The organism is Pseudarthrobacter woesei (assembly GCF_055412745.1).
Map to the genome: position 1 here is coordinate 13,253 of NZ_JBVAYU010000008.1, position 12,294 is coordinate 25,546.

The window sequence follows — 12,294 nt, forward strand, 5'->3', positions numbered from 1 at the left end:
GCGTAGTAACTGCTGCGGGCATCCGTCGGTGCGGGTCTCACGGCCCGCACCGACGTTCCCTCCGTCAATAGAAGAAAGATCGACAATGGCACGAACTGGCCCCAAAAACACAGCCCTCAGGGTGCTGGTCTGGCTTGGCGTAATTCTCGCCGTCTTGACTGCTCTCCTGGCGGGCGGCAACATTGCCGGCCAGGCGAGCTGGGCTCCTAAGCTCGCCCTGGACCTTGAAGGCGGCACCCAGATGATCCTGGCGCCCAAGGTCGAGGGTGGTTCGGACATCAACGAAGAGCAGCTCAACCAGGCCGTGGCGATCATCCGCCAGCGCGTGGACGGCTCGGGCGTTGCGGAAGCTGAAATCAGCACGCAGTCCGGCCGGAACGTCGTCGTCAGCCTCCCCGGAACCCCCTCCAAGGAAACCCGCGCGCTGATCCAGGCCTCCGCAGACATGAACTTCCGGCCGGTCCTCCAGGCCGGCCCCGGCGCAGCAGTCCCCGCGGAGTCATTGACCCCGGAAGACCAGCTGCCCAAGCCCACCGCGGAGCCCGCCAACAGCAGCGATGAGAACTGGATCACCGCCGACGTCTACAAGAGGTTCGAGACGCTCGACTGTGACAACCCGTCCCAGGACAAGCAGGAACGCTCCGACCCCGCCAAGCCCCTGGTCACCTGCGAACCGGCGTCCGCCAACTCGCCCGCGATCAAGTACATCCTTGGTCCGGTTGAGGTCAAGGGCTCCAACATCAAGGGTTCCACGTTCCAGCTGCAGCGCGGCGCGCAGGGCGCGGTGACCAACGAGTGGGCTGTGAACATCCAGTTCGACGACGCCGGCACCGCCAAGTTCAAGGAAGTCACCGAACGCCTTTACCAGTTCTACGTCGCCGGTGGCGGCCAGGGCGGTTCGGACCCGAAGGCCCAGTTCGCCATCGTCCTCGATGACCAGGTCATCTCGGCACCGCGTTCGCTCGCCGTCATCACCGACGGCCGCCCGCAGATCACCGGCGGGTTCACCGAGCAGTCCGCCAAAGCCCTGTCGGACCAGCTGCGTTTCGGGGCATTGCCGATCAGCTTCGAGATCCAGAGCGAACAGCAGATCTCGGCCACCCTCGGCGGTGAGCAGCTCCGCATGGGCATGCTGGCCGGACTGATCGGCCTGCTTCTCGTGGTGGTCTATTCGCTGATCCAGTACCGGGCACTCGGCCTCGTCACCGTCGCCTCACTCATCGTCGCCGGTGCCATCACGTACCTGGCCATCGCCATCCTGGGCTGGACCGAGAACTACCGTCTGTCCCTCGCCGGCGTCGCGGGCATCATCGTGGCCATCGGCCAGACAGCGGACTCGTTCATCGTGTACTTCGAACGAATCCGTGATGAGCTCCGTGAAGGCCGCGGCCTGGTCTCGGCTGTCGAGAATGGCTGGAAGCGTGCCAAGCGGACCGTGCTGGCATCCAAGGCCGTGAACCTGCTGGCCGCCCTGGTGCTGTACTTCGTGGCAGTGGGCAACGTCCGCGGATTCGCCTTCACCCTCGGCCTGACCGCGATCGCCGACCTCATCGTCGTCTTTATGTTCACCCACCCGACCCTCCAGATGCTGGCCCGCACCAAGTTCTTCGGTGAAGGCCATCCGCTCTCGGGTCTGGATCCGAAGCGTCTCGGCGTTGTTCCCCTGTACCGGGGTGCAGGCCGGTTCCGCGCTCCGGAGGACCGGCCCGCGGTTGCGGTACGCGCCAAGAACACCGGTGCCACGGCTGAAGCCGAACGCCGGATGACCATTGCAGAACGACGCCTCGTGGAACGACAGGAACAGCTTGCCGGATCGTCCAAGAGCGCGTCCAAGGAGGGCAAGTAAATGGCCAGTTTCGCCAATTTCGGTAACGAGCTTTACACCGGCAAGCGCTCGTACGACTTCGTCGCTTCCAAGAAAATCTGGTTCCTGATTGCCGCCGTCGCCGTCGCACTCTCGATCCTGCTCCCGGTCGCCAAGGGCGGCTTCAACCTCGGCATCGAGTTCCGCGGCGGCTCGGAGTTCACGGTCTCAAACGTCAAGACGACGGACACGACCCTGGGCGAGAAGGCGGTCGAGGACGTTGTCCCCGGCAGCATCCCGCGCGTCGCGAACGTCGCCGGCAACACGATGCGGATCCAGACGGACAAGCTCACCGACGAGGAGACGCTCCGGATCAAAGAGGGTCTGACCACTGCGTACGGTGTCACGGACAATGAGGTGACCTCGACCTTCGTCGGACCCACCTGGGGCGCCGACGTCACCAAGCAGGCGCTGCTGGGACTTGTCATCTTCGTTGTGCTCGCGGCGATCCTGATGGCCCTGTACTTCCGGACCTGGAAGATGTCGCTCTCGGCGATCGTCGGCATGCTGGTGACCATGTTCATCACCGCGGGGGTGTATTCCCTCAGCGACTTCGAGGTGACGCCGTCGGCCATCATCGGATTCCTGACGGTGCTCAGCTACTCGCTGTACGACACCGTGGTGGTGTTCGATAAGATCCGCGAAAACACCGCGGATCTTCAGGTCTCCACGCGCCGCACGTTCGGTGAGGAAGTCAACCTGGCCGTCAACCAGACGTTGGTCCGCTCCATCAACACCATGATGGTGGCAATTCTTCCGGTCGGCGCGATCCTCTTCATCGGTGCGGGTCTGCTGGGCGCCGGGACATTGCGAGACCTCTCGCTGGCCTTGTTTGTGGGCATCCTGATCGGAACGGCGGCGACGATCTTCATCGCGGCCCCGCTCTACGCCTGGCTGCGCCGGAACGAACCTGACCTGGTCAAGCAGGCCCATCGGGTGGAGCAGCGCCGCGCAGAGACGGCAGCCAGGAACGCCTCATCGGAAGCGCCCGCCACGGCCTAGGCGGCAACGGTAGCCCCTGAACGGGTACCACCTGAACCGGACCTGCGGGCCGGAGATCGTCATTCATGATGCTCTCCGGCCCGTCTTCGTATCCGCGCGGGTTATCGAAGTATCCTGCTGCGGGAATAGACTTGAATAATTAACGGGTTGTGAGAGGTGCTCCATTGGAAGAACGTTCGACGCCGGTGCCTTCAGTACCAGCGGATAAGGGTCCCGGCCAGGGTTCGCAGACTGGTGTGGTGGCTCCCGGACGTGCCGATCCGCCGGTCCCCGTTGACAGTTCGGGAGCCCGGCCCACCTTCCCCGGCCGGCGTGAACGCACCCGGTCCCGGCTTGCCCGGCTGACAGGCCGCGGCGCCCCCGCGTACTCGCCGATTCTGGAGCCGCTGCTGCGGACAGTCCGGGCCAACAACCCCAAGGAAGACTTCGACCTCATCCAGCGCGCCTTCGTCGTCGCGGAAGGGTGCCACCGCGGCCAGAAGCGCAAGAGCGGCGATCCTTACATCACGCACCCGGTGGCCGTGGCCACCATCCTCGCCGAACTGGGCCTCAGCGGCACCACGCTCGCCGCGGCCCTGCTGCACGACACAGTGGAGGACACCTCCTATACGCTAGCCGATCTCAAGGCCGAGTTCGGGCCGGAAGTCGCCATGCTGGTCGACGGCGTCACCAAGCTGGACAAGGTCAGTTTCGGCGAGGCCGCCCAGTCCGAAACCGTGCGCAAGATGGTCGTGGCGATGGCCAAGGATATCCGCGTGCTGATGATCAAGCTTGCGGACCGGCTGCACAACGCCCGCACCTGGCGCTTCGTCTCCGCGGAGTCCTCGGCTCGTAAGGCCCGCGAGACTCTTGAGATCTTCGCCCCGCTGGCCCACCGGCTCGGCATGAACACGATCAAGTGGGAACTCGAAGACCTCTCTTTCGCTGCGCTGTATCCGAAGGTCTACGAGGAAATCGTGCGGATGGTGGGGGACCGGACCCCGGAGCGCGAAAAGAACCTGAGCGTTATCCGCAACCAGATCACCGACGATCTGCGCGACGCCAAAATTAAGGCCACCATCACGGGGCGGCCGAAGCACTATTACTCGATTTACCAGAAGATGATCGTCCGGGACAAAGACTTCGACGACATCAACGACCTGATGGGAGTCCGCGTCCTCGTGGATTCGGTTCGGGACTGTTACGCGGCCCTCGGGGCCATGCACTCGCGCTGGAACCCGCTGCCGGGCCGGTTCAAGGACTACATCGCGATGCCGAAGTTCAACATGTACCAGTCGCTGCACACCACCGTGATTGGCCCGGGCGGCAAGCCGGTGGAAATCCAGATCCGCACCCACGAGATGCACCGGCGCGCCGAATACGGCGTCGCCGCGCACTGGAAGTACAAGGACCAGCCGAACCGGGCGGCCGCCGGACCCGGAAGCCCGCGTGACGGCGATATGGGCTGGCTGCGGTCCCTCGTCGACTGGCAGCAGGAGACCTCCGACCCCGGCGAGTTCCTCGACTCGCTGCGCTTTGAAATCAATGCCCGGGAAGTGTTCGTCTTCACCCCCAAGGGCGAGGTCATGGCCCTGCCCGCGGGCTCCACACCGGTGGACTTCGCCTATGCGGTTCACACCGAGGTGGGCCACCGGACCATCGGTGCGCGCGTCAACGGCAAGCTCGTTCCACTCAACAGCGAACTGAACCACGGCGACTGGGTGGAGATCTTCACCTCCAAGGCCGAAGGCGCCGGGCCCAGCCAGGACTGGCAGCACTTCGTCAAGAGCGCCCGCGCCCGCAACAAGATCAGGCAGTGGTTCAGCAAGGAGCGCCGCGAAGAGTCGATCGACCGCGGCAAGGATTTGCTGACCAAGGCCATGCGCAAGCAGAACCTGCCGCTGCAGCGGCTCATGACACACGATGCCCTCGCCGCGATCGCCGAGGACTTCAAGTACGTCGACATTTCCGGACTCTACGCGGGGGTGGGCGACGGCCATACCTCCGCCCAGTCCGTGATGGAACGCCTTGTGGAGAGCCTCGGCGGGAACGATACCCCCGAAGACGACCTCACCGAGGTTTCCATCCCCACCCAGGTCACCAAGGCCCGGTATTCGGATTCCGGCGTGGTGGTCCGCGGCGTGGACGACGTCTGGGTCAAACTGGCCCGCTGCTGCACTCCCGTGCCGCCGGATCCGATCCTCGGCTTCGTCACGCGCGGCTCCGGCGTCTCCGTGCACCGGACGGACTGCACCAATGTTTCGGGCCTGCTGGAGCAGCCGGACCGGATCGTGGACGTCGACTGGGCACCCACCCAATTGAGCGTGTTCCTGGTGGAAATACAGGTGGAGGCGCTGGACCGCAAGTCCCTGCTCTCCGACGTCACCCGGATCCTCTCGGAGAACCACGTCAACATCCTTGCGGCCAGCGTTCATACGTCCACGGATCGTGTGGCGATCTCCAAGTTTGCCTTCGAGATGGGCGACCCTAAGTACCTCAGCCACGTGCTCAGCGCCGTCCGCCGCATCGACGGCGTGTTCGACGTCTACCGCACCACCGGGAACCGGCGGCGCAGCTAGGGTGCCTGCCCGGCCTGCGCCTGAAGGGCATGCGCCCGAACGGCCTGGACGGAAGCGAGCTTTTCCAGGGCTGCCCTCTTGTGCGGCAGCCTCGGCGTGGCATCCACGGCGACGGCGATCAGCCTTAGCCCCAGGCCCAGCTCAGGGCGTCCCAGGAGGGCGCCCAGTGCCGGCACGGCCCGTTCGGCGTCCACGTGCAGGGCGATGTCAACGGCGGTCCGCAACGGGCTGGACACCATCAGCCCGCCCAGGCTCACGACGTCGAACGGCTCGAGCCTCACCTCGTGGAAGGTGCAGCCGCGCGTGGACCTCAGGCCGGAGATTCTCCGGCTGGCATCGACCAGCAGGGCGAGGCGGTCCGGCTCCGGAGCGCAGCCGTAGATCCAGGCCGCCGTCATCCTTCCGGCCACCACCCGCTGGCGGATTCCCGGGCGGATCAGGACGGCGGCGGCGCGGGCCCGGAGCTGTGGAGTGGGCCGGGCCCCGGGCGGCAGGTATCCGCGCTGGTACAGCTGCGTCAGCACGCCGTCGGACGCCATTGCCTGCAACTCAGGCCAGGAGAACAGCGCACCCGGGGAGTAGAGCTCGCCGGGCGGCGGATCCGGCGCAGAGGCAAGGGCCGGGCGCACCGCCGTGCCGTGCGCCTCAAAGCTGCCGGGAGCAGCAGGGGGAGGAGGGGCGGGGGAACCGGACGGGATGGCCATTCTGCCATCGTGCCGTGCCCCGGGCCAACAAGACAGGCCCCGTCCCGGTCATGTGGATAACCGAATCGGGGCCTGCGGGTCTTGAAAGAGAGGCTGTTAGGAGAGCTCGCTCGCCGACTTCTCGAGCTGTTCCAGCCAGGCTTCGCGGGCTTCGAGGGCTTCCTGGGCGGCCTTAATCTTGCGCTGGTCGCCTGCCTTCTCGGCCTTGGCCAGGTCATCCCGGAGTCCGGCAATAGCCGATTCGAGCTGGGTCAGAGCACTGTTGGTGCGGGCCTTCGTCTCCGGATTGGACCGCTTCCAGTTCTCATCCTCGGCGTGGCGAACGGCGTCTTCGACCTTCCGCAGCCCCGCCTCGGTCCGGCCCATATCGGCGCGCGGAACCTTGCCGGCCTCTTCCCAGCGGTCGCGGACGGACTGGAGCGCCTTCTTCGTGGCTGCGAGGTCCTTGATGGGCAGCAGCTCGTTGGCTTCCACCAACAGGGCTTCCTTCACCACGAGGTTCGCGCCGTATTCCTGGTCGATCTCGTCGTTGGCCGCCTGTCGATGCGTGAAGAAGACGTCCTGCGCGGCGCGGAAACGTGCCCAGAGGGCGTCATCGTCCTTGCGGCTGGCGCGCGGGGAGGCCTTCCACTGGTCCATCAGGCGGCGGTATTCGCCGGCCGCGAAGCCCCAGTCGGTCGAGGCGGAGAGGGCTTCCGCCTCGGTGATCAGCTTTTCCTTGGCGGCCTTGGCCGTCGAGTTGTTGCTGTCCAGCTGGGAGAAGTACGCTCGGCGGTGCCGGTCAAATACCGTGCGGGCTGCGCGGAAACGCTTCCAGAGGGCGTCTTCGTTGCTGCGGCCAAGCCGGACGCCGCTCTTCTGGGCGGTCTTCCAGCTCTCGAAGAGTTCGTTCATCCGGGCGCTGGAGGTCTTCCACTGGATCTGCGCCGGGTCGTGCCCGGCGATCTCCTCGGCCTCGGCAACGATTGCTTCACGGGCCGCCAATTCGGCGGCGCGGACGGCGTCGTGTTCGGCCTTCTCTGCCTTCTCAAGCCCGGTGATCTGAGCGGCCAGGGAGTCGAGGCGGGACTCGGCGGAGCGGAGATCGCCCACCATGTTCCGCTCGGCCAGCTGCTCGCGGAGGTGGGTGACGGTCTTCTGCATATCCGTGGTGGGCGCCTTGGAGTTGACGCGCTGTTCCAGCAGGACAATCTGTGCGATGACGTCGTCGTACTTCCGGGCGAAGTAGCCAAGGGCTTCGTCATTGCTGACATCCGGGTACTGGCCGACGGGGTATTCGGTGCCGTCCACGGTCAGGAACACGTGGCCGTCGCCTTCGACGCGGCCCCAGCGGGCGGCTTCGGCGAGCGAGGCAGCGGAGGACACAGGAGCCGGGGCGGCTGCCGGGGCGGCGGGCGCAGGCATTGCCTTGGGCCGGGCGGCAAACGCGGCCGGCGAAGGCGCGGGACGCGCTGCGGCCGGAGCGGCCGGAGCCTGAGGAGCAGCGGCCGGTGCCTCGGGTGCGGTCTCCTCGGCCGGAGCCTCGGGCACCTCGGCCGGAGCCTGAGGAGCAGCGGCCGGTGCCTCAGGCACCTCGGCCGTCACGGCTTCCGCTGCCGTCATTGTGGGAGTGTCTGTCGCCTGCGTTGTCACAGAAGCCTCGGCTTCGGTCTCGTTGGCAGCTGCTGCTGACACTGTTTCGTCGGATTTCTGACTGTCTGTCACCGCTAGAAGTCTTTCGCTTGGAGGGAAATACCGGGGCCGCGCCCACGGGGGCAACGGCTGGTTACTTCAGAGAGAACGAGTCTATCGTGACTGGTTCAACAGGTGCGCCGTCTGTGGTGTTCTCACCCGGTTTAAGGCCGGCGGCGGCGATGCCGGCCACCACATCCAGGCCGGAGGTCACCTTGCCCACCACCGTGTACCCGCCCGCGGCGTCTGCCGGAATGACGGTGTCCTTGTACACGATGAAGAACTGCGTGCCGTTGCCGTAGGCGTTTCCCCCTGTGCGTGCGACGGCGATGGTTCCGGCCGGGTAGCTGTTGTCCGCCGGCGTGTTTTCCAGCGGTCCCCAGGTGTAAGCCGGGTCGCTGCTGCCGTCGCCGCCCTTGGAGCCGCACTGCAGTACCCCGAACGTCTCGGCCGTGGTGAGCCGGTGGCAGCTGAGGCCGGCGTAGAAGCCCTGATCCGCGAGGGATTTGAAGACGGCTGCAGCCTGCGGGGCCTTCGTGCCGTCCAGTTCGACGCCGAGCGCGCCGCTGCTGAGCTTGAGCTCGCCGCTGAGGGTCGTGCCGGCCGCCGTCTCCGGCCTGGGGATGTTCTCGCCGTTGGTCGGACTGGCCGACGGCGTGGCGGACGGGGAGGTCAGTCCGGCCTGCGTCGCTGCGTATTCATCCTCCGTGGGATTGGCGGAGAAAACCGTCAGCTGGAGGACAAGGGCGGCCACGATGGCTGCCGTTCCCGCGCCAACGGCGAGGACGCTGTCGCGTTTGCGGCGCTTGTCCTGCTCGCGGCGAAGCTCGCGCTTAGCTTCCATCTGCTGGACGCGCCGCTTGGCGTCGCGGGCGCTCCGTGAACTGGCCGCCAAAAGTCCTCCTGGTTGTAGGGCCGACACCGGAACGGGCGCCGGGCGCCGTCGTGGGTTCAGCTGTAACACTGCCGGCAATCCTGCAGCGCCCGGCTGCATTAGAGATGCACGCGCCGAAAGCATAAACTGACTGCCGCACACAGTTTATGCACGACTGGCCGGTCTGCCGCCTATCTGCCCCACGTTTCGGACAGCCCGTTTCGGAACAGTTCGCGGCGCAATTGCCCCCGGCCGGCGTTACCTGAGGAGAAAATTCCACCATGGCACGCACAGCCTCCCTGTCCGGATTCCCCGAGTGGCTTCCCGAGGAGCGGCTGGTGGAACTGCATGTGCTGGACACCCTGCGCCGGATTTTTGAACTCCACGGCTTCTCCTCGATCGAAACCCGTGCCGTGGAAACCGTCGGGCAGCTGCTGCGCAAGGGAGAGATCGACAAAGAGGTCTACGGCCTGAGCCGACTCCAGGATGAGGAAGGCGACGGCGGGAACGCCGGAACAGCAGCCAAGGGGGATCCGCATGCTCTGGCCCTGCACTTTGACCTCACCGTGCCTTTCGCCCGGTACGTTGTGGAAAACGCCGGCTACCTCGCCTTCCCGTTCCGCCGCTACCAGATCCAGAAGGTCTGGCGCGGCGAGCGTCCGCAGGAGGGCCGGGCGCGCGAGTTCACCCAGGCGGACATCGACGTCGTGGGCGACGGCGAACTGCCGTTCCGCTACGACGTCGAAATTGCGCTCGTGATCGCCGAGGCCCTCAACGCCCTGCCGATCCCGGACTTCCTGCTCAGGATCAACAACCGCAAGCTGGCCGAAGGCTTCTACAACGGCATAGGCCTCACCGACACCGCAGGCGTGCTGCGCAGCATCGACAAGCTCGAGAAGATCGGCCCCGCCAAGGTTGCAGAACTGCTCAAATCCGAGCTCGGCGCCACCGAGGACCAGGCCCAGGCCGCGCTGAAGCTCGCCTCGATCCGCACCGAAGACACCTCCTTCGCGGCGCAGGTCCGGGCTCTGGGGGTCAGCAATGACCTGCTCGAGGAAGGCCTCAACGAGCTGGAGCAGGTCATTGCCGCCGCCGTCCAGCGCGCCCCCGGCAAAGTCGTGGCGGACCTTAGCATCGCCCGCGGCCTGGACTATTACACCGGCACCGTGGTGGAAACCGTCCTGGTGGGCCACGAGCAGCTCGGCTCGATCTGCTCCGGCGGGCGCTATGACGCCCTCGCCAGCAAGGGCAACCGCACGTTCCCCGGCGTCGGCCTCTCGATCGGCGTGACCCGGCTGGTCTCCCGAATCCTCAGCCAGGACCTCGCCAGGGCGACGAGGTCCGTGCCCACCGCCGTGCTGGTGGCGCTCAACACCGACGACAGCTGGGGTGCGGCGCAGGATGTCGCGGCGGCGCTGCGCAGCCGCGGCATCGCCACCGAGGTTGCCGCGAAGGCCGAGAAGTTCGGCAAGCAGATCAAGTTCGCCGACCGGCGCGGCATCCCCTTCGTCTGGTTTACCGACGACGAGGGCAAGCACCAGGTCAAGGACATCCGCTCCGGCGAGCAGGTCGACGCCGATCCGGCCAGTTGGGCACCGTCCGAGGACGACCTGATCGTCAGGGTCCTCAAGGCCTGAGCCGGCCGCCTGCCCGGCCTGGCGGCGGGGCGGCCGCCACCGGGTAAACTCGAACGGGATCGTTCCTGTAGCGGTCCTCCTGAACATGAGTAATGTTTTCCCTCTGTCTTCTTCAGAAAGGCGTGCTGTGCTGCGCACACATGACCTCGGATCCCTTCGCTCCGAGCACATTGGACAAACCGTAACCCTCGCCGGCTGGGTCGGCCGGCGTCGTGATCACGGTGGTGTCGCCTTCGTTGACCTTCGCGACGCTTCGGGCGTCGCCCAGGTGGTCGTCCGTGAAGAGGAAGTCTTCCACGGACTGCGCAACGAGTACGTGCTGCAGATCACCGGCACCGTTTCCCGGCGCCCCGAGGGGAACGGGAACCCGGCACTGGCCACCGGCGAGATCGAGGTCATGGCCGAGAAGGTCACCATCCTCAACACCTCCGATCCGCTGCCGTTCCAGATCGACGAGCACGTCGAAGTAGGCGAGGAAGCACGCCTCAAGCACCGCTACCTGGACCTGCGCCGCCCCGGCCCCGCCCGCAACCTGCGCCTGCGCTCGGAGGCCAATCGCGTGGCCCGCGAACTGCTCCACCGGGACGGCTACGTCGAGATCGAAACCCCCACGCTGACACGCTCGACGCCGGAAGGCGCCCGCGACTTCGTGGTCCCCGCCCGCCTGGCGCCGGGTTCCTGGTATGCGCTTCCGCAGTCCCCGCAGCTGTTCAAGCAGCTCCTGCAGGTGGGCGGTTTCGAGAAGTACTACCAGATCGCCCGCTGCTACCGCGATGAGGACTTTCGCGCGGACCGCCAGCCGGAGTTCACCCAGCTCGACATCGAAGCCAGCTTCGTTGAGCAGGATGACATCATCCGGCTCGGCGAAAGCATCGTCAAGGCACTGTGGAAGCTGATCGACGTCGAAATCCCGACGCCGATCCAGCGCATCACCTACCACGACGCCATGGCCCGCTACGGCTCGGACAAGCCGGACCTGCGCTTCGGGCTGGAACTCACCGAGCTCACCGAATTCTTCAAGGACACCAACTTCGGCGTCTTCAAGGCACCCTACGTCGGCGCCGTCGTGATGCCGGGCGGAGCCTCCCAGGCCCGCCGGGCGCTCGATGCCTGGCAGGAATGGGCCAAGCAGCGCGGCGCCAAGGGCCTGGCCTATGTGCTCTTTAAGGAGGACGGCGAACTCACCGGCCCCGTGGCCAAGAACCTCACCGAGACCGAGCGTTCCGGACTGGCCGACGCCGTCGGCGCCAAGCCGGGCGACTGCATCTTCTTCGCCGCCGGAGAGAAGACCCCGTCCCGTGCCCTGCTCGGTGCCGCCCGCGTGGAGATCGGCCACCGCACCGGCCTCATCAACCCGGCCGACTGGGCTTTCTGCTGGGTCGTGGACGCCCCGATGTTCGAACCCGCCGCAGCGGCTGTCGCTTCCGGCGACGTCGCCGTCGGTGCGGGGCAGTGGACCGCGGTGCACCACGCGTTCACGTCGCCCAAGCCCGAGTTCATGGACAGCTTCGATAAGGATCCCGAATCGGCGCTGTCCTATGCCTACGACATCGTCTGCAACGGCAATGAAATCGGCGGCGGCTCCATCCGTATCCACCAGGCCGATGTCCAGGAACGGGTCTTCGAGTTGATGGGCCTGGACAAGGCGGATGCCCAGACCAAGTTTGGCTTCCTGCTCGAGGGCTTCAAGTTCGGCGCGCCTCCCCACGGCGGCATCGCCTTCGGCTGGGACCGCGTGGTGGCACTGATGGCCGGCGTCGAGTCCATCCGCGACGTCATTGCCTTCCCGAAGTCCGGCGGCGGCTTCGACCCGCTGACCCAGGCTCCCGCGCCGATCACGGCGCAGCAGCGCAAGGAGGCCGGCGTGGACTTCAAGCCGGAAGCCAAGACGGCGGCGGCGCCGAAGCCAGAAGACGCCAAAAAGGCCGAGTAGCCCTGAGGCTGGATACGAAAGGCTCCCCGGGAAACCGGGGAGCCTTTGGTT

At 66.3% G+C, this 12,294-nt stretch carries 8 protein-coding genes; 5 read left to right on the plus strand and 3 right to left on the minus strand.

From position 1 onward, the window contains the following. Window positions 1–85: 85 nt before the first annotated feature. From secD to ACZYZE_RS12590, 3 genes are all read left to right on the plus strand, one after another. A complete protein-coding gene (gene secD, locus ACZYZE_RS12580) occupies window positions 86–1,846 on the plus strand; it encodes a protein translocase subunit SecD (RefSeq protein ID WP_459319195.1) in 1,761 nt (586 codons plus the stop codon). Beyond that, the gene (gene secF / locus ACZYZE_RS12585) at window positions 1,847–2,866 is read left to right on the plus strand and encodes a protein translocase subunit SecF (RefSeq protein ID WP_459319196.1); all 1,020 of its coding nucleotides are present in this window, start codon (window positions 1,847–1,849) and stop codon (window positions 2,864–2,866) included. A gap of 164 nt (window positions 2,867–3,030) precedes the next feature. Next, window positions 3,031–5,424, plus strand: a complete 2,394-nt coding sequence (locus tag ACZYZE_RS12590) for a RelA/SpoT family protein (protein WP_459319197.1) — start codon at window positions 3,031–3,033, stop codon at window positions 5,422–5,424. Here ACZYZE_RS12590 and ACZYZE_RS12595 read toward each other — a convergent pair. The 3 genes from ACZYZE_RS12595 to ACZYZE_RS12605 form a co-directional block, all read right to left on the minus strand. Next, window positions 5,421–6,128, minus strand: a complete 708-nt coding sequence (locus ACZYZE_RS12595; RefSeq protein ID WP_459319198.1) for a hypothetical protein — start codon at window positions 6,126–6,128, stop codon at window positions 5,421–5,423. The genes ACZYZE_RS12590 and ACZYZE_RS12595 overlap by 4 nt on opposite strands. Before the next feature lie 96 nt (window positions 6,129–6,224). Continuing rightward, window positions 6,225–7,730 (minus strand): DUF349 domain-containing protein, encoded by a 1,506-nt coding sequence (locus ACZYZE_RS12600; RefSeq protein ID WP_459319199.1) that lies wholly within the window; start codon window positions 7,728–7,730, stop codon window positions 6,225–6,227. A 163-nt stretch (window positions 7,731–7,893) separates the two neighbouring features. After that, complete coding sequence (locus tag ACZYZE_RS12605; protein WP_459319200.1) at window positions 7,894–8,694, minus strand: peptidylprolyl isomerase; 801 nt, start codon at window positions 8,692–8,694, stop codon at window positions 7,894–7,896. Window positions 8,695–8,954: 260 nt separating this feature from the next. On the opposite strand from ACZYZE_RS12605, the gene hisS reads away from it, so the two are divergent. Both hisS and aspS read left to right on the plus strand, forming a co-directional pair. Continuing rightward, window positions 8,955–10,310, plus strand: coding sequence for a histidine--tRNA ligase (gene hisS / locus ACZYZE_RS12610; protein WP_459319201.1), 1,356 nt, complete (start codon window positions 8,955–8,957; stop codon window positions 10,308–10,310). A 127-nt stretch (window positions 10,311–10,437) separates the two neighbouring features. Continuing rightward, a complete protein-coding gene (gene aspS / locus ACZYZE_RS12615) occupies window positions 10,438–12,243 on the plus strand; it encodes an aspartate--tRNA ligase (protein ID WP_459319202.1) in 1,806 nt (601 codons plus the stop codon). Window positions 12,244–12,294 lie beyond the last annotated feature (51 nt).